Source organism: Rhabdobacter roseus, assembly GCF_014202275.1.
Taxonomy (GTDB): Bacteria; Bacteroidota; Bacteroidia; order Cytophagales; family Spirosomataceae; genus Rhabdobacter; species Rhabdobacter roseus.
In genome coordinates this window covers 1-21454 of sequence record NZ_JACHGF010000016.1, presented here as the reverse complement: position 1 = coordinate 21454, position 21454 = coordinate 1, and the positions used below count along the sequence as shown (strand labels likewise).

At 52.8% G+C, this 21454-nt stretch carries 18 protein-coding genes; 6 read left to right on the top strand and 12 right to left on the bottom strand.

Translation table 11 applies throughout. The features are described from left to right. Positions 1-77: 77 nt before the first annotated feature. Together HNQ92_RS26770 and HNQ92_RS26765 are read left to right on the top strand one after the other, a co-directional pair. Positions 78-1289, top strand: a complete 1212-nt coding sequence (locus tag HNQ92_RS26770) for a glycosyltransferase family 2 protein (protein ID WP_184179309.1) — start codon at positions 78-80, stop codon at positions 1287-1289. A 116-nt stretch (positions 1290-1405) separates the two neighbouring features. Next, positions 1406-2536 (top strand): glycosyltransferase family 4 protein, encoded by a 1131-nt coding sequence (locus tag HNQ92_RS26765; RefSeq protein ID WP_184179307.1) that lies wholly within the window; start codon positions 1406-1408, stop codon positions 2534-2536. A 30-nt stretch (positions 2537-2566) separates the two neighbouring features. Here the strand turns inward: HNQ92_RS26765 and HNQ92_RS26760 are convergent, their stop codons facing one another. The 10 genes from HNQ92_RS26760 to HNQ92_RS26715 form a co-directional block, all read right to left on the bottom strand. Then, on the bottom strand, positions 2567-3760 hold the full coding sequence (locus HNQ92_RS26760) for a glycosyltransferase family 2 protein (RefSeq protein ID WP_184179305.1): 1194 nt from the start codon (positions 3758-3760) through the stop codon (positions 2567-2569). A gap of 61 nt (positions 3761-3821) precedes the next feature. Next, a complete protein-coding gene (locus tag HNQ92_RS26755) occupies positions 3822-4934 on the bottom strand; it encodes an acyltransferase family protein (protein WP_184179303.1) in 1113 nt (370 codons plus the stop codon). A gap of 49 nt (positions 4935-4983) precedes the next feature. Further along, positions 4984-5862 (bottom strand): glycosyltransferase family 2 protein, encoded by an 879-nt coding sequence (locus HNQ92_RS26750; protein WP_184179301.1) that lies wholly within the window; start codon positions 5860-5862, stop codon positions 4984-4986. Between the two features lie 19 nt (positions 5863-5881). Continuing rightward, on the bottom strand, positions 5882-7141 hold the full coding sequence (locus HNQ92_RS26745) for an oligosaccharide flippase family protein (RefSeq protein ID WP_184179299.1): 1260 nt from the start codon (positions 7139-7141) through the stop codon (positions 5882-5884). Beyond that, entirely contained in the window at positions 7138-8349 is a 1212-nt protein-coding gene (locus HNQ92_RS26740) for a glycosyltransferase (RefSeq protein WP_184179296.1), read from the bottom strand. The genes HNQ92_RS26745 and HNQ92_RS26740 overlap by 4 nt, the downstream gene beginning before the upstream one ends. A gap of 5 nt (positions 8350-8354) precedes the next feature. Then, the gene (locus HNQ92_RS26735; RefSeq protein WP_184179294.1) at positions 8355-11270 is read right to left on the bottom strand and encodes an SPOR domain-containing protein; all 2916 of its coding nucleotides are present in this window, start codon (positions 11268-11270) and stop codon (positions 8355-8357) included. Positions 11271-11274: 4 nt separating this feature from the next. Continuing rightward, positions 11275-11982, bottom strand: coding sequence for a TolC family protein (locus HNQ92_RS26730; RefSeq protein WP_184179292.1), 708 nt, complete (start codon positions 11980-11982; stop codon positions 11275-11277). 12 nt (positions 11983-11994) lie between these two features. Beyond that, on the bottom strand, positions 11995-13203 hold the full coding sequence (locus tag HNQ92_RS26725) for a sugar transferase (RefSeq protein ID WP_184179290.1): 1209 nt from the start codon (positions 13201-13203) through the stop codon (positions 11995-11997). A 10-nt stretch (positions 13204-13213) separates the two neighbouring features. Beyond that, on the bottom strand, positions 13214-13603 hold the full coding sequence (locus HNQ92_RS26720; protein ID WP_184179288.1) for a response regulator transcription factor: 390 nt from the start codon (positions 13601-13603) through the stop codon (positions 13214-13216). A 65-nt stretch (positions 13604-13668) separates the two neighbouring features. Beyond that, positions 13669-15081 (bottom strand): O-antigen ligase family protein, encoded by a 1413-nt coding sequence (locus tag HNQ92_RS26715; protein WP_184179286.1) that lies wholly within the window; start codon positions 15079-15081, stop codon positions 13669-13671. Positions 15082-15639: 558 nt separating this feature from the next. On the opposite strand from HNQ92_RS26715, the gene HNQ92_RS26710 reads away from it, so the two are divergent. The 4 genes from HNQ92_RS26710 (at position 15640) to HNQ92_RS26695 (ending at position 19588) form a co-directional block, all read left to right on the top strand. Beyond that, positions 15640-16332 (top strand): LytR/AlgR family response regulator transcription factor, encoded by a 693-nt coding sequence (locus HNQ92_RS26710; RefSeq protein ID WP_184179284.1) that lies wholly within the window; start codon positions 15640-15642, stop codon positions 16330-16332. A gap of 140 nt (positions 16333-16472) precedes the next feature. Next, entirely contained in the window at positions 16473-17453 is a 981-nt protein-coding gene (locus HNQ92_RS26705) for a pyruvate dehydrogenase complex E1 component subunit beta (protein WP_184179282.1), read from the top strand. A 97-nt stretch (positions 17454-17550) separates the two neighbouring features. Then, on the top strand, positions 17551-19032 hold the full coding sequence (locus tag HNQ92_RS26700; protein WP_184179280.1) for an ATP-binding cassette domain-containing protein: 1482 nt from the start codon (positions 17551-17553) through the stop codon (positions 19030-19032). A 226-nt stretch (positions 19033-19258) separates the two neighbouring features. Continuing rightward, positions 19259-19588 (top strand): hypothetical protein, encoded by a 330-nt coding sequence (locus tag HNQ92_RS26695; protein ID WP_184179278.1) that lies wholly within the window; start codon positions 19259-19261, stop codon positions 19586-19588. A gap of 42 nt (positions 19589-19630) precedes the next feature. Here the strand turns inward: HNQ92_RS26695 and HNQ92_RS26690 are convergent, their stop codons facing one another. Then, complete coding sequence (locus HNQ92_RS26690; protein ID WP_184179276.1) at positions 19631-21166, bottom strand: alanine/glycine:cation symporter family protein; 1536 nt, start codon at positions 21164-21166, stop codon at positions 19631-19633. A 159-nt stretch (positions 21167-21325) separates the two neighbouring features. Next, positions 21326-21436, bottom strand: a complete 111-nt coding sequence (locus tag HNQ92_RS26685) for an amino acid permease C-terminal domain-containing protein (protein ID WP_246440923.1) — start codon at positions 21434-21436, stop codon at positions 21326-21328. Between the last annotated feature and the right edge of the window lie 18 nt (positions 21437-21454).

Sequence of the window (21454 nt, the reverse complement as noted above, 5' to 3'; positions counted from 1 at the left end):
CTGGAAAGCACCGGACTATCCGTACCTTTGGATGTGCCCACTTTGGTCCGAATGATCTATAAACTCAACGTTCAATCATGAAACTTGCGCTTGAAATTCTCTTCTGGCTGGGTATTTTCCTCGTACTTTATACCTACATCGGCTACGGCGTTCTGGTGTGGGCGTTGGTGAAGATTCGAAAAGCGATGGGTATCTCCTGGCCTCCGGCCAACGACCCTACTTACCTGCCGCCCGTTACGCTGGTGGTACCGGCCTACAACGAGCGCGCCTACATCGAAACCAAGCTCCATAACTCACTCTCGCTAGACTACCCCGCCGGGCAGCTCCAGCTGCTGTTTGTGACCGAAGGCTCCACCGACGGTACCACGGAATTTCTGGAAGCCCAGCGTAGCAAGTACCCTGCTGTTCGGGTGATGGGCGGCACGGAGCGCCGGGGGAAAATAGAGGCCATGAACATGGCAATGCCCCAGATCACGACCCCGCTCGTGATTTTTACGGACGCCAACACCAAGCTCAATACACAGGCCATTAAAAATATCATTCGTCACTTTAAAAATCCCAAAGTAGGGGCCGTAGCCGGCGAAAAGCGCATCGAAGTGGCCGAAAACGAGGCCGCGGCCGGAGCCGGCGAAGGGCTTTACTGGAAATACGAATCCTTTCTGAAAAAGCTGGATACCGAGCTGTACAGCGTAGTGGGAGCTGCGGGTGAGCTCTTTGCCGTACGCACCGACTTATTCGGGCATGTCGAGAAAGATACGCTCCTGGACGACTTCGTGATTTCCTTGCGTATAGCGGGCCAGGGGTACCGGGTCATTTACGAGCCCGAGGCTTACGCCATCGAGCGCCCGTCCTTCTCCATCACCGACGAGCAGAAACGCAAAATACGCATTGCGGCGGGTGGCTTTCAGGCCATTGGTAGGCTGACGCACCTGCTGAATGTTTTTCGGTACGGTTGGCTTTCGTTTCAATACATATCACATCGGGCTATGCGCTGGGCGGTGGCTCCTTTTTGCTTGATCATCATCTTCTTAGCGAATATTCCGCTGGCTTTCTTGGATCGGGAGGGCTGGCTGGCGGCGCCGGTCTACCAGGTACTTTTGGGCGCGCAGGTACTTTTTTACGGTGCCGCGCTGGTAGGCAATGCGCTCGAAAACCGGAAAGTCCGCGTCAAGCTGCTGTTTGTGCCCTACTACTTTTCCTTCATGAACTGGTGCGCCATTCTGGGGTACCTTCGTTACCGGCGGGGCACTACCTCCGGTATTTGGGAGAAAGTACGCCGGGCCGAATAGGTACTTATGGGTAGTAGCAGGCATAAAATAAAAGGTACTTGGTAGAAAAAATAATGAATCATGTAGCTTTGAAAGTTATATAGTTTCAGACACACCCGCCCGGTAGGGTATCCTCTATGAGAATCGGCATCGAAGCGCAACGTTTATTCCGGCCCAACAAACACGGTATGGACATTGTAGCGCTCGAATTCATCCGGGCTTTGCAGCGACTCTCCAGCACCCACGAATTCTATATCTTTGTAAAGCCCGACCAGGACGATACCTGCCTCACCGAAACCACGAATGTACACATTGTACGCATCCGGGCCGGTAACTATGCCCTGTGGGAGCAAGTGTTCCTTCCTTATTACGTACGCAAGTACCGGCTCGATGTACTGCATTGTACCGCCAATACGGCCCCCCTTTTCCTGAAAGTACCCCTCCTGCTCACGCTCCACGACGTGATCTTCCTGGAGAAATCCTCCCAGCCCAACACGCGTACGCTGTACCAGCGGCTGGGGGTACTTTACCGCCGGTGGGTAGTACCCAGGGTGGTAGAGCGATGCCAGAAAATCATTACCGTATCCGGCTACGAAAAAAAACACATCCTGGAGCGGTTGTCGTTACGGGCCGACCAGGTGGAGGTAGTTTACAACGGGGTGAGCGAACGCTTTTTTGAGAAGCCGTCGGCTGTGGAGCTCCGCGCGGCCCGAAAGCGTCATCAACTACCCGAGCGCTACCTCTTCTTTTTTGGCAATACCGATCCCAAAAAGAATATGGTCAACGTAGTAAAAGCGTTTGGGCTGCTGGCACCGGAAATGCCGGACCTCTACCTGGTGGTGGCCGATACGAGCACCAGAACCATGAAGCGGCTTTTAGAAAAGATAGGTCAAGAAAGGCTTATGGAGCGGATCGTTGTGACCAACTACCTGTCGGCGGACCAGCTTCCGGCGGTGTATGCGCAGGCAACGGTTTTTTTGTATCCTTCCCTGCGCGAAAGCTTTGGCCTGCCGCTGCTGGAATCCATGGCCTGTGGTATTCCGGTAGTCACTTCGTCGGTGTCGGCGCTGCCCGAAGTAGCTGGCCAGGCGGCCTTCTACACCAACCCGACCGACCCGGCAAGTATTAAAGAAACGCTAAAACGAGCCTTGCTGGCCACCCAGGAGCGTCAGATGAATATAGCAGCGGGTTACCGGCAAGCCGCCCTTTTTACCTGGGAAAATACCGCTCGTACTACCCTTCGTCTTTACGAGGAGGTAGCAGGGTAAATGGCGGCTGTGGCTCCTAAAGTACCTTTCCTATTTTTTGGTGGTATCTTCCTCAATGCCGTGGGGCGTGTGAATGAATTTCTTGTGGGCTTCGTCCAGCTTGAACAACGAGCGCACGATTCGGATAAACAGATTGGGTAGTAAAGAGAGCTCGCGCCAGCCCAGCTTCGAACGCATGTCGGGGGGAGTAGCCAGGAAAAAAGCCAGAAAGAGGGCTACCATCTGGGCCGTAACAAACCACGTAAGCGAGTAGCCCGGCAGGAAAATCCAAAGAAGGAAAGCACCGGCCACAATGCCACCCAGCAGCATAACGCGGGGTGGAAATAGCGCCTGGAATACCTTATCAAAGTAATCGACATTGCCCCGAAAGAGCTCCTGCCAGCCCGATACGAAGTTCAGGCGTAGGTACTTGAACTGCGCGGCGATCCAGCGGGTGCGTTGCTTTTCAAACACGGCGGGGTTCTGCACCTTTTCGTCGTAACAAATGGCATCGTCGAGGTACTCAATCTGAATCCGCTGTTTCAATAGCCTCATTTCCAATTCTTTGTCAAATCCACTCACGGCGTGGATCTGGGCCATCAGGCTACGGAAAAGCCCATACTCAAAGGCCATGCCCGAGCCAATCAGAGCCGAGGAGAGCCCCAATACCCGGTGGCCTTTGCGCAAAATATGGTTATTAATCTCTTCACTGATGGCGTCGAGTATGGCGGTGCTGGTATTTGTATTTTTGGCGGTACGGTGCCCCTGCACCACCAGCCAGCCCTGGTCAAAAGACTGGTTCAGGCGATCCAGAAAATCCGGAGCCAGGATATTATCCGCGTCCAGGATCACCGCTACTTCGTAGGTACCTTCTGCCTGTTGGCTCAGGGCCACGTTTAATGCTTTGGCTTTGGTGGATTTTTCAAAAACGACCTCCACTACCCGAATGGGTAGTTTGCGTAGTTTTTCGAGCGTGGCGGGCTGCAACGAATCCGCGATCACGACTACGTCGTAGTGCGTGGCCGGGTACGATTGCTCCAGGGCGCGGGCCGCCGACTCCAGAATGACGCTGTCTTCGCGGTAGGAAGGCAAGAAGACCACCATTCTCCGCAGCCGGGTGTGCTTACCGGGCAGGTAGGGGGCTTTGTGGCGGAAAAGCCCGGCTACGGCAAACAGCAGAAGGTAACCCGCGAAGATAGCGGTGGCACCAAAAAGAAGGTAGGCAATAAAAAACAAGAATTGCATAAGCGTTGAGTTAAAATACCGAAGCTATATGGTTGAATATATATAAAAGGCAAAGAAAGGGTCAGTCGGGCCGGGTTAGGGTTGCAAAACGGGATTTCAACTTGAGAAAAGGCTTTTCAAAGTAATAAAACGATACCCGGGCCAAGAGCAAAGACAGAAGCAAGGTAAATGCATATATGGTTAGGTTGTTCCAAATTCCCCATTCAATTTGCCAGTTGGTAAAAGCCCAAAGTACCAGATACAGCGGGAATTTGTGAAGTAGATACAAACCGTAGGATACCTTACCCACTTCTTTGAAAGGCCAGGATTCCAACAAGCCATTACCTTTTGGGTCGTTGGCCAGGTTGAGCACCACGGGCAAAAAAAGCAGCGCCAGCAGCTGGTGGTTAAAGGGTACTTTTTCGGAAATATACAACACCAGGTAGGCGAGTAGCAGCAGCGGAAAAAGGTACTTTACCCAAGGCCGGAAGAACGAAGTACTCAGGAAAGTAGCGCGCTCAGGGAGTTGCCTGAACTCATAAAATGCGCAGGCTCCTAAGCCACCGATCATCATACAATCAAAACGTGTAAAGTAAAAAAGGCTCGTAACCAAGGTATAATGGGTGCTACCTACCGGAAAAAGAAGCCGGGTACATACATACTTGATGAGGTAAAAAAGAAAAATGACCACCAGGAAATTTATCGCGACGCGGCGGGTTTGGCCCGACTTGACCAGGTGAGGCTGGAACAGGTAGAATTGCTCCTCCACACCAATGGACCAGATCGGGTCGATGATGGCCGGTAGCATTCCGGCCACAAACGCACCGTTGGTCAGAAAGAAAATACTCAGAGCTACCGCCGACCACGACCAGCCGCTGCTGATGCTGAAACCAACCAGCAGTACCAGAAAGAATAAAGGCCAGATCCGCAGCATGCGGCGGAGGTAGAAGTTGCGGATCACCACCTGCCCGCTGGTATTTTTTTCTTCAAAGAGCAGGTAGGTAATCAGAAAGCCCGACAGCACAAAGAAGATGGTCACACCTGTGCCACCCAGCATTTTGTGTTGCTCGTAGGTCACGGAGGTGGCCAGGCCAAATGTCTCCTTATGCAGCTCAACGTGCGACACGATAACAAAAAGTACCGCCAGAGCCCGTATACCGTCAAGATTAGGAAGGTAAATGTTTTTTGAAGCCATGCTACATGTTAAGCGAGTACGAATACAGAAGCCATTATTTTAAAAAAATTTATCGGTGCTTCAAATTCCAGATGCCCCCCTTCCAGAAAGCATTGGCCAGGTCAAACCTCCTTTTCAAGCTTAGCATTACTATGTTTTTGGGCAAAGCAACCAACCAGAAAAACAGAATTCCTACCCAACCTACTAATCCGCGGAAATTACGGCGCATAAACAGCAGCCGGTTGCGCGTCAGGTAGTACGTCTTCAGGGTACTTTCGCGGCCCGTCGACACGGACTCTTTGTGCAAGATTTCCGATTCGGCTACGTACCAAACGGCAAAGCCCGCGCGCTGGGCACGGGCGCACCAGTCGAGCTCTTCGTAGTAGAGAAAAAAAATGTCGTCCATCAGGCCTACTTTCTCTATCACCGCCCGAGACACCAGCATGGCGGCTCCGTGAATGTAGGCCGTAGGGCCGCTCTGGTCAAAACGGCCGTCGTCTTTTTCGCGCTGGCCAATGGCCCGGTTGCGGCCTGTGAGGGGGTTGATCTCGGTACTACCCGCGTACTGAATCAGGTTGTCTTCGTAGAAGTACTTGATCTTGGGGCTCACCATCCCAATACCGGGATCGGCTTCCATCCGAGCCACCAGGGGCTCCAGGAAGCCCGGAGGTACTTCGGTGTCGTTATTGATAAAAAGCAGGTACTTGCCCTGGGCCTGCTTCACGGCCAGGTTGTTGCCGCCCGCAAAGCCCAGATTGACCTCACTTTTCAGGAAATGTACCTCCGGAAAAAGAGGTATCAGGGCATCAAAGCCGGGCTGAGGGCTGGCGTTGTCGACCACCCAGACCTCCACCTTGGGGTAGGTGATAGCTCGGAGCGTACGCAGCAGCTCGGCCGTTACCTGGGGCTGGTTGTAGTTGACCGTAATAATGGATACCAAAGGATGCATAGATGGCCCAGCTGGATGATCAAAGAGTAGGTGACTGTGCAGCTGGCTGGCTTTTAAAAACGTTGCCCAACACAAAACCGCCAAAGACGACCCCCGTGATGACAGTACCGATGGTTACGACGGCTACCAGCACGGGATTTTTCCAAATGTACAAAACTATTATGTCACCGACGATATTAAAAATAGCCATAAGTACCACCTTGATGGTATTGAAGCGCGGACGCCCCAGGCTGTCGAGCGTAACACCGATGAGCCGGTCGGCGGGCAGAAAAAGGCTATATACCGCAAATACCTGAAGGAAAATGGCCGAGCTGCGGTAGGCTTCGCCTCCCACCAGCACCACCAGCGGCTCCGCGCCAAAAAAGCAGAGGGTACTTAGGGGCACAAGTACCAGCATCAGCTGCTTGAGTTCTTTGAAGAAAAGCGCGCGGGCCTGGCCAAACTCGCGCCGCTCGCCGTGCCTCGACAGGCTCGGAAGCAGCGTGGCCGTAACGCTCCGCAGGGGTATCTCCACGATCTCGACGAGCCGGTAGGGTAGATTATAGGCCGCTACGGCGGCGGAGTTGAGGTAGTAGCCCAGCAGAAAGGTGTCGGAGCTTTTGAGGAGATTGGTGCATAGTAAGGTACCTATGGTGTACTTGCCAAAGCCCCACAAATCGCGCACGTGGCGGCGCTCGTAGCTCCTGACGGCCTGCCAACGCGTCCAGCCGAACAGGATCGCTCCCCCCGAAGCGATGGTAAACAGAATGGTTTGGGCCCAGGCGATCTGGGTCAGTGACCACGAGTACCAGAAGCCCAGCGTGACGAAAATCAGGAAGGGTACCGTGAAAATCAGGCGTAAAATCAGGATATGATCAAAGCGGTTTTCGGCCTGCCGCTGCCAGAGCGCCACGCTGTAGGGCCAGGTAGCCAGCATGAGCCAAGGGAGCTGCGGCAGGATGAGCCGCCAGTCGTCGGGTAGGCGAACGCCCGCCAGCCAGCTGAGCAGCACCAGGGTACTTACGCCCAAGGTGAAGGCACCGCTCATAACCCAGGCGGCTCCCGCGTAGCGGTCGTCGGCCGAGGCGGCGTGGAAACGAACCAGGGCGGTATGTACCATGCCCGAGCGCAGCATATCCAGAAACGACCACACGGCCAGGTACAGTACCCAGGTACCCAGCTCCGTGGGCGAAAGCGTACGCGCCAGGACCATCACGCCCAGGAAGCCCGAGGCCGCTGACACGCCCATGCCAACGAACGAAAGTACCTTCGGGTGTTTGAGGAGTAGTTTTACGTTCAAGCGCCGGGGATAAGTTGTTGGATAATCGTTTCCATTTCCTGCGCGCGTTGTTCCCAGGAATTTTGCCGCGCGAGCGCTACGCGCGCCAGCTGCTGGGCCGAGCTATCCTGGTAGAGCGCCCGTTTCACTTCTTCTACAAATGCTTCGTGGCTGGCGGTGATGGCTACAACCGGGCTAAATTCCCCCAGGGGAGCAAAATCAGTACTGACTACCGGCACGCCCGCGGCCAGGTACTCGTTGATCTTCATGGGGTATATGGCGGCCGTCTGGGTATTTTTAACAAACGGGATCAACCCTACGCGGAAGTCCCGCAGGTAATTGGGTAGTTGATCGGGCGGCTGGGCCCCGGTAAATGACACGTTGGGTTGTTTTTTTAGCTGCTGAATGGCCGCTTCTACGCCGGGTTTGTCATAGGTTTCGCGGCCTACCAGCATCAGCTGGCTGTCGGGAAAGGTCGTGGCCAGCGTATGCAGCAGCGGGTAATCAAGCCGGCTGTCGATGCTGCCCACGTAGCCCATGATCTTTGGCGTGGAAGGCTTGCTTTCGACGGGTACCTGCCCGCGGTTAAAGGCCGTGAACTCAACGCCATTGTTGACCAGAAACGTGGGTTTTCCCAGCTTTTGTTTGGCTTCCCGCAGGCCCGTCGACGACACCACCACGGCGTCGGTGTGGGCTATGAATTCCCGCTCCACGCGGGCTCCGTGTACCAACGCCCAGGCGCAGGTGGCGATTTCGTCGTAGCAGTAATATACCAGCAGGCGCTCGTCCAAAGTACCCGCCAGCGGGACCCCAATAAAGGGGTTGAAGGCATTAATAACTACCGGATTTTGAATTGAGAGGCGTTTATAGGTCCCAAGTACCACCCGGCGGATCAGGCTGGCGTTAAGCCGCTGTACCCGGTTGTATAGCTTTTCGTTTTTGATAAAATTGGTAGGTATCACCGGGGGGGCGGTCAGTACGTGTACCGTGCCCCCATTCTCCAGCTTCACCACCCGCAGCCGGTCCGACAGCCCCAGCATACGTGCTACGGGTACTTTGTTTCGGCCCAGCAGGCCCAGGAGCCAGTCCTTCCAGGTATAGGGGTAGTCCAGGTAAAGTACCTGGTGCCTCCTGCCCAGCTCCTCCATCAGCTTCACGGTACTTTTTACGTAGTCGCCCTCCCAGGACGGGAAAGCCACGCAAACGATGTCGTAGGTGGGGGGCGGCATGGACGTCACTTTTTTATAATGGACGTTTTGATCTCTAAAATAAATCCAATGGACTCCGCTTTATCCTGGGCCGCCTTGTAGTTGTCGTAGGGGCCGGTAAGTACCTGGAAAGTACCTCCAGCTTCCTGAATTTCGGCCCGGTAACCACCGTTGAGTAGTTCTGTCTGCCGGGGACGCGCGCTCTCCCGGCTGTTGAAGGTACCTCCCAGCACAAAGTACTGCGTTTCTCGGGGCGGCGCGGGAGCAGGTGCCACGGGGGCCACCGACTGGCTCGGTGCGGGTACTTCTCGTGGTTCCTCCGTCGACGGTGCGGGGGCGTCCCAGTTGTCGGTGGGCTCGGAGGCACTGGCCTCGGCGAGCATGGGTAGGGTATCGTCTTCGGCCGGATTATAAATACCAATCGAGTCGGAGCTGGTGTCTACGTCCTCGATCGTCTGGGAAAAGAGGGCAGCTTTTTTTCCAGAAAACCAATAGGCCCAAAATGTCTGGTGCTGGGAGTCGGCGGCGGTTTTCCACCAGAGGTATGCTCCGCTTCCTACCAGCGTCAGCAGGAGAAGTACCCCTACGATCCACTTGGAGGGCTCCTGAGCCGAGCGGGCACGACGAACCTTTTTATGACCCGAGGGGCCCTGCTGGCTTTTCTTTGCGGCCGCTGAAGGTACTACCGGCACAACGGGCACGGCCGGAGGGGTACTTAGGGCGGCGGGACTATCTGGCGACAAACTAGCTACCTGCGCCGACTCCTTGCCGAGCTTCACGGCCGAGGTACGTACCAGTAGTCGCTTCATCCAGCGACGGAAAGAAGAGCGCGGGCGAGGTACTTCCCCGATCACCTCTTCCAGATGATCCGGCTGGATGCGGTTGAGTAGGAGCCCTACCGGGCGCGATGTGTTTTCCTGATAGGTCTGTAGAGCGTTTCGGTCCGAGTGATCCCAGCCCCGGGCAGCATCCGCCACAAGTAAGGAATAGTCGGCCTGCTGCACCCATTGGACCAGCATGGGTGAGGTAATGAGCGCGGGTAGTTCTACCAATACGAAGCGCGCGTGCTTCCATTCGTCGTTGGGGAGCATTTCCTGGATGGAAAGCAAACTATCCAGGTCGGGGCGCCATTTGTAAGGAAATACGTTTTCTCTTCCCGGCTCTGACGAGCCGTCCGGAGTGAGCCATAGGGCTCTATTGCCGCTTTCATTTAGTTTTTTGAGGAGCCGCCCGGCAAAATGGCTCTTGCCGGTACTTTCCTTTACGCTAAAAAGCAATACAACCGCCGGGCGGCCCGTTATTCCGGCTGCCCAATGCTTTATTTTCGAAACGCCCTGGTTAAGCGTACGGTCTTCTATGAGCTTATCGTAATAGCTGGCTTCTTTTTTTGTTAAAACGGGTAAGCCGCCCACAAAGGGTACCCCCACCTGATTTTCGGCCCGGCTTGGGCTCCTGAGAGTCCAGTCGAAGTACTCCTTGGCAATAATATAGCTTATAATCAGGATGAACCCAACCATAAAAGCACCAATGACCAGGATCAGTCGCTTCGAAGGCTCGGGCCGGTCCGGGTACCGGGGCGGATCAATCACCTTCAGGTTGGTCGAAAGCATCAGGTTTTGCTCCCGTAGCTTGCTCTGACTTAAGCCATGAATGATGTCGAGGTACTCTTTCTCCGCTACGCTGATCTCCCGCTCGATCCTGCCCAGGCTAGAACCCAGCGGAGCCATCTTTTTGTAATTTCGGTCAAAGTTCTGCTTGATATCACTCAGGACGAGCAGCCGGGCTTCGCTCTTATCAACGCCTACGAAGGCCTGTACCCATTCGTCAAACAGCAGCCGGTTGGGTACGCCACTTTTGTTGTTATGCATTTCGTAGAGGGCACTGATGCCATTCCGGGCGCGTTGCTCCAGCGAGCCTATTTGGCCCTGCAAGCGGCGAATGGTCTCCTGGTTAACATCAGGCTGCATTTCCAGCAAGGCCATACGGGCATTGAGCACCGCCAGCGAATCACGCACGCTATTGACCGTCTGGTTTTCCAGGGCTAAATCCTGCCGAATACTCAGGCGGCTTTCCAGCTCTTTCAAGGCGGCTTTCGAGGCCTGGAGCTCTTTCTGTTCGTTTTGTATCTCCTGGCTAATGTCGCGGTCCTGGGCGGCTACGTTGCGGGTTTGCTCATTGAAATTAATAATATTATTCTGGCTGGAAAATTCCTGTAGGCGTCCTTCCGAGCCCGCTAATTTTTCGCCTACTCTACGCAGTTGCTCCTCGAAATAGGCCACCACGTTGCCCGTCTCGCTCACTTTCATTTCCCGGTAACGACGCATGAAGACCGATGACACCAGCTCCAGTGTTTGTTTTACCACGGCAGGATCGTTGGCTATATACGTAATTTTCACCATGTCGCTGCTCCCTTCCCGGGCCACGGTTAATTTCTGAGCGATCCCCTGCACGCTGTACGGCTCTTCTTTGGCATTGAGAAGTTTTTCGGCAATGACGTTCTTGGGGAGCTGGGAGTACTTGTAGATATTCTCGACGGTCTGGCTCTGCGAGTTGTAATCAACCACCTGCCGGATCACCTCCGCCGGAATAAGCTCACGGATGTGTTGGTAGGTCTCGTCGTTGGCTACACCGGGTGTAGGCTGCCGGAGCATCATGTGTGAAGCCAGGAGCCGAATGCCGACTTCTTCCAGGGTAGTCCGGGCCTTTACGGTATTGATCAAATTGTCGAAGGCATTCGTAACCGTGGCGTAGTCAATCCTCGCTCCCTCGCCTGACTCCAGCGTATAGCCCGAAGCCAGACCCGTGTAGATCAGTGTATTGGAGGCATATTCGCGTTTGGACTTTTTGGTCAGGAAAAATACGGTCAGGGCCAGGGCTGCCGGAAAGAAAAGCAGCAGCCACTTACGCGCTAAGACTAACCTGATGAAACGGAGTATGGTCATACATTCAATAAAGCTTTTGCCCGGTCATGATTTCCAGGGCCCGTAAGTTTTCGTACAGGTACTGTTTCGCTACCTCGTATTCGGCGGCGGCCCTTCCGGATATCTCCACGACCCGCGTTAATTCCTCGATTGTGATGGTACCTTGGGTAAAGGCCTTATCGGCCATTTGCCGGTTGAGCTGCGTCGATTGCTTTACTTCGCTTTTGATCTGCAAGAGGTTGATGGAGGCTTGGGCCGCGTAGTAGCGGGTTGCCACAGCCGTCTCGATTTCCTGTTCTACGGACCCCTTTTTTTCGGTTGACATCAACCGCTCGTACTCGGCCATACGTACGGTGCTACGCCTGCCCAGGAAGTCAAAGGCCGAAAGCCGCACATTGAAGGCCGCCCGGTAGCCGTTATTCAAGTTGCGGTAAGCATCTACGGTACCTATCGGCTGCTGAATGAGCAGGGCCTGATTGCCCGCACTAAGTTGTAAATCAATTCCCATCCCCTCCATCCACTGGCGCTTTTTGTTTTCAATGTTATTCTCATCCCTTTTGATCAGGGCCTCCTGGTAACGCAGGTCCGGCGAGCGCTGCAGTACCATCTCCACTACTTTATTTAACGGCGGAAGCACAATTTGTTGTTCGGTAGTTGGTGGTTTTGGGGCCGCTTGTCCCAGCACTCCCAACGCCAAAGGAGCCAGCACCAGTACCACGAGCCATTTTTTCATAGTTTTTTTGCGTCATACGTTTTCTGACTGCAGAAGCGCCGGGAATGTCTTCAGGACTATTTTCATGTCCATCCAAAACGAAAAATTTTGGGCGTACTCAATATCCAGTTGAATCCGTTCCTCCTCCGACATGTCTTTTTTTCCTTTTCCTCGCTTGGTTACCTGCCACAGACCCGTGAGGCCCGCGGGCCCCGCAAACCGCAGTATGTGCTCGTCGGTGGTTAGCTTTTCCGCCTCATACAAGGGTAAGGGCCGGTTTCCGACCAAAGACATATCCCCTTTAAAGATGTTGTAGAGCTGTGGTAACTCGTCTATACTCGTATTCCGCAAAAATCGGCCCAACTTTGTAATGCGGGGATCATTTTGAAATTTCATGAAGGCCGCTTTAGCTTCTTTTTGCTGCTGGTATTGCTTCTCGCAGACCTGCTCCCCATCCAAAAAAAGTAACTGCTGGCACTTTCCCAAGCCACTGCAACTGCTACAGAGGCTAATCCCGTTGGTAGAAGGGGCAGGCTCGGTTTGTTTATTGTACATGTTAAAAGAGGCCATCTTTTTAATGAGCTGGTCGGCGTCGGTGCGCATGGTACGAAACTTGTACAGCTCAAAAATTTTGTAACCCGCCCCTACCCGTTTGGACTTGTAGACTACCGGGCCTTTGGAGTCCAGCTTGATGAGGAGGGCCATGAGGAGTAGCAGCGGAGAAAGCAGCAAAAGTGCCGTCCCTGTGACCAGCATATCGATGCCCCGCTTCCAAAGAGGGGTACGTACATTGAGCTCGGCTACCTTTTGGGAAGCTTTCATGGCCACAAAATGCTGACGCCTCACAAAGTAGTGAAGCCGCGTTAGCAGATCTCCACGCGAAAAATCGTTCGGAAACACATCATCTGCCTTGTGTTGGAGAGCTTCACGAATCAGCTCCGGTGTAATGGTATTGGCGGTTAAAATCAGGGGTAGTTTATGAAACCACGGATTATCCCGCATCGCTCGAAGCAGCCTCATTCCTCCCGAATCGAAGCTCGCAATGACGGCATCAACCGGATATTGCTTCTGAAGAAAATTCAACGCCGTCTCGATCCGATCAAAGTACTCAATCTGTAGCTGCTCGCCAAAACGATTGATGAACTGAATGCTTTGTTCGTAATGATCGTTAAAATAAACCACGCGCAGGAGTGGAGGGGTACTTACTGCTGCCGTAGGGGTAGAAGTAACAGGTTTTTCCATAAGTGTAGCCTCAATGATAACGATTTACCCGCCGTAAAATGGCATTGATTTTAGCCAGTACTTCCATCGGATTGAAGGGTTTAAGCATGAAGTCGTCGGCTCCCAAGTTAAGGCACTGAATCCGCTCGCTGCTTTCGTCCGTCCCCGACAGAATGATGATAGGAATATCGCCGTACAGATTACTGGCGCGGGTTACTTTCACAAACTCCTTCCCGTTAAGATTGGGCATGTTCAGGTCGGCAATGATCAAATCTACCTCATGCCCTTCTTCCAGCCAGGCCATTCCTTCCATACCGTCGTTTTTGATCACGACATCGAATTCTTTTTTTAGAAAATGCTCCAGGACACGGCTGGTACTAGGTTCGTCATCAATGATTAGTAGGTTTTTGCGGGAGTTCATGAGCTACGTTGAGGTTGTAAAAGTATATGCAATTCGACCGTAAGTTACAAAAAATAATGCTTTACCTACTCGCGGAGAGGATTATGCGTAAATAGATAAAGAAAAGCAATACTCATGTACACCGCTGTGCTGGTAGGTAGCTGCCCAAGTACCTGGTTGCCATAGCTAGCGACTACGATGCCCACTACGCCGGCATAAATTGCCACGGACTGCTGACGGCGGGGCGAAGGAGGCATAAGCCAGAGCTTTTTGAAAAAGTACCCCAAGAAAAACAGCAGCATGCCTACGTGAATCAGTAAGCCAATGATGCCCGTCTCAGCCCAAATCTTCACGTACCAGCTGTCGGTGGGGGTTTGGGCAAGTACCGTGTTAGGGCTAAAACGAAGCCCCCAATAGCCAGCGGAGCCAATGCCGCCACCGATGGGCCGGGAGGCCAGGTAGGTACTTAGTTTTTTCTGGTTCTCAATTCGTACTAATAAGGAAGGGTCGTTAGGGTCCAGGGCACTGCGCATCCGCTGGATTTGGTAGTTGCTCTGGCCAATCATAGTAAATTTCAGTACGCCAAAGATGGAGCCAGCCATCAGACCACCGACGATGAGTAATTTAAAATTTTTGCCCAGCACCAGGTAGCTCGCAAAACCCGCTATGGGGACGAAAAGAGCTCCCCGGGTACCCGAAATGGCCATGCCGTACAGGCAAAGCAAAGCAGCAATAGTGAGGAAAATTTTCTTTCGAATAGAAAAGGGCCCCAGGCTCATGATCAGCGCTACCAAGCCCGCATGGGCGGTGGCGGCTCCAAACTGGCCCGCGTCGGAATAGAATGAAAAAACCCGGAGCTTGCCGTGAAGGATATGCGTGGAGGCATTACCAGCGTCCAGCCAGGCCTTTTCGGCTCCATCCAGCCCTACAAACAGCTGCTTCATTCCGTACAAAGCCGCCACGCAGGAGAAAGTCAGCCAAATGGTCAGAAAGCGATCGAAGTGCTGCTGGCTAAGCCTGTTCATGAGCTCAAGGACCAGCAGCACGATCAAGAGCGGGTAAAGTACCATGGCTCGCATGGCATAAAACCAGGCGGCAATACTCCGGGCTTCCGGGTTGGCGATCTCCGCCAGGCAATAGAGGCACCATATGTATAGGATGATCATGACCGGGTTCTTGCGAAGTACCGGCCAGGTTAGTGCATCGAAGCGTTTGAAGACTTCGGCCAGAAAGGTCAAAATCAGGAGGGCATCTACGGCCAGTCCAATGGGAGCGGGCGTATACCGGGTAATACCGATGGCCACGAAGGAGATGAGTAATACCGAGTAAAGGCCCACGACGGGGTACTTAAATAGGGCGATTAAGTAAGCGGCTATAAGCGGCAAAGCGGCTAGCCCTAATACGGCCGCCAACTGCCCCTTCGCAATAACCAAGGCAAGCGCCACAATGAGCGCCAGCAGAAGTAATGCGTGCAGCAGGGAGCGTAAGCCAAGCGCCATGGACTCGATATACAATTAAAATTTAATACTATTTTACTGAGTATTCTTACAAAGATAGGTAGTTTTTTACCATTATGTAACCGAATAATTCATGGGATGACCTGCTTATAAACTACCTTTGGAAGAAAACCATGAGCTACCTTGGGATCAGCTACGAAGGAGTGCTTTTCAGGATTTTCAGAAAGCTAATACAGAATAAGTAATCTACGAATCATCGTATGATCAATGATTTTCGTATTTTGCTACGAAATACTCCAAGCAACCTTCTTCTTCCTTGAAACCACAGGCGCTCTAATCGGAAACCTTTGCTCATGACACACGCTTTTTAACCGCAGGCTTGTTATTTCTAACAAAAAACGTACCTTAAATTTGGTTTTGGGGTACATTGTTCCATAAAAAAGCATGGGAGATAGCCAAGGGAAAGAAGTATATTGGAGTAAGTGTGCCTTTGCTATATTAGGAGCCTCCAAACGAAAATAATTAAATTACTTATATCATACACTGTTACTGGATTGATTTGGATACCTCAACTTACGATCTTCTTAAAACGTTGGCCTGATGAAATGTAATTGCCTAATTGTAGATGATGAACTTATGGCGCGGCAATTGTTGGAACATCTTTGTGCCAAGCGTCCTGAGCTTACCGTAGCAGGAGTCTGTTCGAGTGCGGAAGAGGCGTTGCAGATCCTGGATCGGCAGCGCGTTGAACTACTTTTTCTGGACGTAGAGATGCCCGGCATGACGGGCCTGCAGCTCCTGGACCTACTGCCCTACACCCCGCACGTAGTCATGACTACCTCCAAAACCGAATACGCCTTCGATGCCTTTCAGTATCAGGTAGTGGATTACTTAAAAAAACCCGTTACGCTTCCGCGTTTTTCCCAGGCGGTGGATAAGGTACTGGAGCTGCTGAAATCGGCTACTTCGCAGGCTCCTTCCCCGACGGACATATACGTTCGTTCCGACGGGCGCTTTATCCGGCTTTCGCTGGATGACGTGCTGTACATCGAAAACATTGGCGACTACGTCAAAATCAGGACGGTCAATCAATCGCACGTAGTACATACCACGATGAAAAATCTGGAAGAAAAGCTGGACCCCAAGCGTTTCCTCCGGGTGCACCGGACTTTCATCGTCAATTTAGGCCGTATCGTGGATATTGAGGAGAATACCCTCGTTATTTCTGATAAGGTCATCCCCATCAGCCGGGCCAACAAAGCGGAGCTCATGAACCGCCTTACTATACTATAAAAGCAGGGTGGTACGTAAAGGGGTTGAGCAGCATTTGGTTAAAAGCGCACGGCTTCTGTCCAAACAATTTGAGAATTGGCCTCCTTTCTCTAATTTTACCCAGTTTTTTACAACTATCACTATCCAGAACCCCAATTCTGATGAAAGAAATTGCATTTAGAGACGCGGTACGAGACGCTATGTCGGAAGAAATGCGCCGCGACGAAAGCGTATTCCTAATGGGCGAGGAGGTTGCCGAATACAATGGCGCCTACAAGGCAAGCCAGGGAATGCTGGACGAATTCGGACCGAAGCGTGTTATCGACACCCCCATTGCCGAATTGGGTTTTGCGGGTATCGGAGTGGGTGCCGCCAGCAATGGTCTGCGCCCCATCATAGAATTCATGACCTTTAACTTTTCGCTGGTAGCTATTGATCAAATCATCAATAGCGCGGCTAAAATGCTTTCCATGTCGGGAGGACAGTACTCGGTACCTATTGTGTTTCGGGGCCCTACCGGCAACGCCGGCCAGCTCGGAGCGCAGCACTCACAAAACTTCGAGAACTGGTACGCCAACACGCCCGGTCTGAAGGTTGTTGTTCCCAGCAACCCTTACGACGCCAAGGGACTGCTCAAATCTTCCATTCGGGACAACGACCCCGTAATTTTTATGGAGTCGGAGCTAATGTACGGCGATAAAATGGAAGTACCCGAAGAAGAATACCTGATTCCGCTGGGAAAAGCCGAAGTAAAACGCAGTGGTAAGGATGTTACCATCGTATCTTTTGGCAAAATGGTACCCCGCGTGGTAATGCCCGCGGTGGAGCAACTCGCCAAGGAAGGCATCGAAGCCGAGGTAGTGGATCTACGTACCGTACGGCCCATCGACTACGCCACGGTGATTGAGTCTATCAAGAAAACCAACCGCTGTGTGGTGGTAGAGGAAGCCTGGCCGCTGGCGTCTATCTCGTCCGAGCTGGCCTACCACGCGCAACGCCACGCCTTCGACTACCTGGATGCTCCGGTACTTCGCGTCACCAACCGCGACGTACCTCTGCCTTACGCGCCCACGCTCATCGAGGAAATTCTCCCCAATGTAAAGCGCACCATCGAGGCGGTCAAGGCGGTGATGTACCGTTAAAAGTACCTTTTGGTACAGGAGTATTGAAAATAATGTATGGACAAACAGCAAAGCCGCCGCCCTTGGGGTGCGGCTTTGCTGTTTAAGTACTTTGTATATGCATCCTATTGATTTAGAAAACGTTACCGTGCGTAAGTACGATACCCCCGTCTTGTTTGAGCTATCCTGGAGGGTACTTCTCGATGAGCAGTGGGTAGTATTGGGCGGAAATGGCTCGGGCAAAACCACCCTTCTAGAGACCCTGGCCGGGCGCTGGGCGGCCGCCAGTGGCAAAGTCAAGCGCACGGGTACCGTAGAGTTAGTTGCCAACGACTATTCGTTTCACCGCATCGTGCAGGCCGCTGCGCAGTACTACCAGCAGCGCTTCCAGGCGCAGGAAGCCGAGATCGCCCCCACCGTGCGGGAGGTACTTACGGGTCAGCTCAAACCCATCGGAACCGTAGACGAGCGGTCAGTTACGTTGCCACCAAGTCCCTACCCTCCCGAACACCTGACCGAAATAGCGCAGCTCCTACGGCTACAGGAGCTGCTGGACCAGCCTTTTATCACGCTCTCCAACGGCGAAACCCGCCGGATGCTGCTGGCCCGGTCGCTACTCAGGCAGCCCGACATCCTCCTGCTCGACCACCCCTTCGTGGGCCTGGACGTACATTCCCGGCAGGTACTTCGGGAGGCGCTGGCGGTGCTGGCTACCCAGGGGGTGACGCTGGTGCTGGCTACTTCGCCGGGCGAGGTACCTGACTGCATGACGCACGCGCTGCTCCTGCACCAGGGGCGTATCGTGCAGCACGGAGCCGTGGAAGACGTAAAAGTACCCCCAAGTACCTCGGCAGGTACCTTAGCTACTTCCGTTCAGGAGGCCCCCAGGGTAGTTTTGGAAGAGCCGGAATTTACAAGCTACGCTTACGCCTTTCGGTTGCGGAAAATCAAGGTAGTTTACCACGGGAAAGCCGTGCTCGATGAACTCTCCTGGGATGTGAAAAAAGGAGAAAAGTGGGCGTTGATGGGCCCTAATGGCTCGGGTAAATCAACCCTTCTGAGTATTCTGACGGCCGACCATCCGCAGCGCTTTGCCAACGATTACGACCTTTTTGATCAGCATAGGGGTGGGAAGGGTACTTCAATCTGGGACATCAAGGGTCGGATCGGCCACGTGTCGCCGGAGCTGCATCTTTATTTTCCAACGGAAGCTACCGTTTTCAAAACCATTGCTTCCGGTTTTTTCGACGCCACGGGCGTTTATTTCCGTACCCTAACCGGCCCACAAACCGAGCAGGTAGGTACCTTGGCCCAGCTACTCGGCGTAGGTACTTTGCTCGACCGCCCTTTTCGTAAGCTATCAAAAGGCGAGCAACGCCGGGTACTTTTGGCGCGCGCACTGGTGAAAAATCCGCCGCTTCTCATTTTGGATGAGCCTTGTCAGGGATTGGATATTGCTTCGGTGGAGCACTTCAAGTACCTGGTAGATACCGTATGCAGCTCGCCCGAACGAACCCTCGTGTACGTGTCGCATTACCCGCACGAAATTCCGTCTTGTGTAACCCACCGGCTAGAACTACACCAGGGCAAGGTAGTTTAGGTACCTCGGCAAAAACAAAAAAGTCGGGCTTTTCTCTGAATGAGAAGGAGCACCGACTTTTTTTGGTTCTGATCCGAAAAATATTTCTAATCAGAAGACACGTATATAACGAGGTACTTGTACGAAAAGTTTTACGATTGAAAAATAGTTGCGTAATTTTTCAACAAAATTGACAAATGGCAAGGTTCGTGCATAGGTTAGGCTTTTAGGACAACTAAATACCAGTATGGCCGCTCGTCAGCAAACCATTTATGAAGTAAAAATCGAGGCGTTGGTACGGGTAGATCCGTTTAAGTACCTGGAGCCCACGGTTACCTATTTTTCTAATTTAAAAAGAGCCATCGATACGCTTCACATCGTACTGGGGGCGCAAGGGTGGCCTAGTTCGGTCAGCTACTCGTCCGTTTATCGCGATCTTAAACTAAGGGATTACTTCTTTTATACCTTTGAAGTAGAAGGCGTAAAGTACTTTCAGCTTAGCATTCAAAAACGAATCATCAATCCGCACCTCACCACCCTGGGCATAGACGAAATGCCCCGTCCCCGGCGGAAGTAGTGCCAGAGACGGGGCATTGGCCCGCAGAGAAGTTACGTTGACTTACTTTTTAGGAGTAGTGTAGCTGCGCCATTCGCCCTTCTGAATGAAAGCCATGTACCGCGTTACTTCCGCTTTCACCACCGGCAGCAGGAAGAAAAGCCCGATGAGGTTGGGCACGGCCATCGCAAAAATCATCGCATCCGAGAAATCCGTCACGGCACCCAGGCTGGCCGCTGAACCTACCACCACAAACAGGCAGAAAAGTACCCGGTACAACATGCTGTTGAACTTGGTACGCCCAAAAAGGAAAAGCCAGGCCTGCAAGCCGTAGTACGACCAGGAGATCATGGTAGAGAAGGCAAAGAGAATAACCGCGACCGTCAGGATGTAGGGAAACCAGGGGATAACTGTAGCAAAGGAATCGGAGGTCATCTTGACTCCGCTCATGACGCCATCCGTTTGGTAGTCGCCCGTTACGATCACCACCATCGCCGTCATGGTACAGATCACGACCGTATCAATGAAAGGCTCTAGCAGCGCCACCATGCCTTCACTGGCAGGGTAGTCGGTTTTTACGGCCGAGTGCGCAATGGCCGCCGAGCCTACACCGGCTTCGTTGGAGAAAGCCGCCCGGCGGAATCCCTGCACAAGTACCCCCACCAAGCCGCCCGCTACCGCCACGGGGTTGAAAGCCTCGGTGAAGATCATACCAAAAGTAGCCGGCAAGCTCGAGGCATTGACCACCATGACCACGATGGCGGCCAGGACGTAGATGCCACACATAAAAGGGACGATCTTTTCCGTAACGGCCCCAATGCGCTTGATGCCCCCGATAATAACCAGCGCTACCACCAGCGCCAGTGCAATGCCGAAGTAGGTACCTGCCGAGGAAGAAGAAGTACCAACCATGCTGATAAACTGTTGAGCGGCCTGGTTGGCCTGAAACATGTTGCCGCCGCCGAACGACCCGCCGATGCACATGATGGCAAAAAATACTGCCAGCACTTTACCTAGCTTACCCGCTCCGCGCTCCTGGAGTCCCTTGGTAAGGTAGTACATGGGGCCGCCGTATACTACCCCGTCTTTGTCGATGTCGCGGTACTTTACCCCCAACGTACACTCCACAAATTTCGAAGACATGCCCAGGAGCCCGGCCAGGATCATCCAGAAGGTAGCGCCGGGGCCTCCCAGCGAGATGGCAATGGCTACACCAGCAATATTTCCCAGCCCTACGGTACCCGAAAGCGCGGACGTAAGCGCCTGAAAGTGGCTTACTTCACCCGGATTATTGGGGTCACTGTATTTTCCGCTTACGGTAGCGATGGATGTCTTGAAAGCACGAATGTTGATGAACTTAAAATAGATCGTGAAGAAAAGCGCTGAGAAGAGGAGAAAGATAATGACCAACGGCATGTTGGTGGCAGCACTATCGCCCAACTGAACGGGAAAGAAAACAATGGTACTGACCAGGTCAGTGGCGGGCTGCACTACTTCATTTATTTTTTCATCCCAGCCTTTTTCTACAATCTGTGCCATAGCAGAGGGAGCTAGCAGGGAGGCAAGTACGACCATTAAGAGCGTGTAAGGGTGTTTCATAAGGTTATTCAGTGATAGATTAAAGGGTGAATTACGGTATAGGTAAAATACTATATCAGTTTCGAATCTCTAAGCAAAATAATATTTTGCAAATAACCAATTAAAAAACCCGCGGACGGCTATTCGGCGGGTTTTTTAATTTACAAATTCATCCAGAAGCTATTGTTCCCGAATCTTGCTGTGTTTTTTCCCGTAAAAGAAATAAATAGCCAGCCCCAGCAAGAGCCAAACGGCCAGTCGGTACCAGCTTTCGATGGGGAGTGAGTACATTAGGTACAAGCAAACCAC

Coding starts and splice junctions, on each gene's coding strand:
- HNQ92_RS26760 (WP_184179305.1), bottom strand. CDS start 3,760: ATGCAATTCTTGTTTTTTATTGCCTACCTTCTTTTTGGTGCCACCGCT.
- HNQ92_RS26690 (WP_184179276.1), bottom strand. CDS start 21,166: ATGAAACACCCTTACACGCTCTTAATGGTCGTACTTGCCTCCCTGCTA.
- HNQ92_RS26705 (WP_184179282.1), top strand. CDS start 16,473: ATGAAAGAAATTGCATTTAGAGACGCGGTACGAGACGCTATGTCGGAA.
- HNQ92_RS26720 (WP_184179288.1), bottom strand. CDS start 13,603: ATGAACTCCCGCAAAAACCTACTAATCATTGATGACGAACCTAGTACC.
- HNQ92_RS26700 (WP_184179280.1), top strand. CDS start 17,551: ATGCATCCTATTGATTTAGAAAACGTTACCGTGCGTAAGTACGATACC.
- HNQ92_RS26735 (WP_184179294.1), bottom strand. CDS start 11,270: ATGACCATACTCCGTTTCATCAGGTTAGTCTTAGCGCGTAAGTGGCTG.
- HNQ92_RS26730 (WP_184179292.1), bottom strand. CDS start 11,982: ATGAAAAAATGGCTCGTGGTACTGGTGCTGGCTCCTTTGGCGTTGGGA.
- HNQ92_RS26750 (WP_184179301.1), bottom strand. CDS start 5,862: ATGCATCCTTTGGTATCCATTATTACGGTCAACTACAACCAGCCCCAG.
- HNQ92_RS26695 (WP_184179278.1), top strand. CDS start 19,259: ATGGCCGCTCGTCAGCAAACCATTTATGAAGTAAAAATCGAGGCGTTG.
- HNQ92_RS26765 (WP_184179307.1), top strand. CDS start 1,406: ATGAGAATCGGCATCGAAGCGCAACGTTTATTCCGGCCCAACAAACAC.
- HNQ92_RS26715 (WP_184179286.1), bottom strand. CDS start 15,081: ATGGCGCTTGGCTTACGCTCCCTGCTGCACGCATTACTTCTGCTGGCG.
- HNQ92_RS26725 (WP_184179290.1), bottom strand. CDS start 13,203: ATGGAAAAACCTGTTACTTCTACCCCTACGGCAGCAGTAAGTACCCCT.
- HNQ92_RS26685 (WP_246440923.1), bottom strand. CDS start 21,436: ATGTACTCACTCCCCATCGAAAGCTGGTACCGACTGGCCGTTTGGCTC.
- HNQ92_RS26710 (WP_184179284.1), top strand. CDS start 15,640: ATGAAATGTAATTGCCTAATTGTAGATGATGAACTTATGGCGCGGCAA.
- HNQ92_RS26755 (WP_184179303.1), bottom strand. CDS start 4,934: ATGGCTTCAAAAAACATTTACCTTCCTAATCTTGACGGTATACGGGCT.
- HNQ92_RS26770 (WP_184179309.1), top strand. CDS start 78: ATGAAACTTGCGCTTGAAATTCTCTTCTGGCTGGGTATTTTCCTCGTA.
- HNQ92_RS26740 (WP_184179296.1), bottom strand. CDS start 8,349: ATGCCGCCCCCCACCTACGACATCGTTTGCGTGGCTTTCCCGTCCTGG.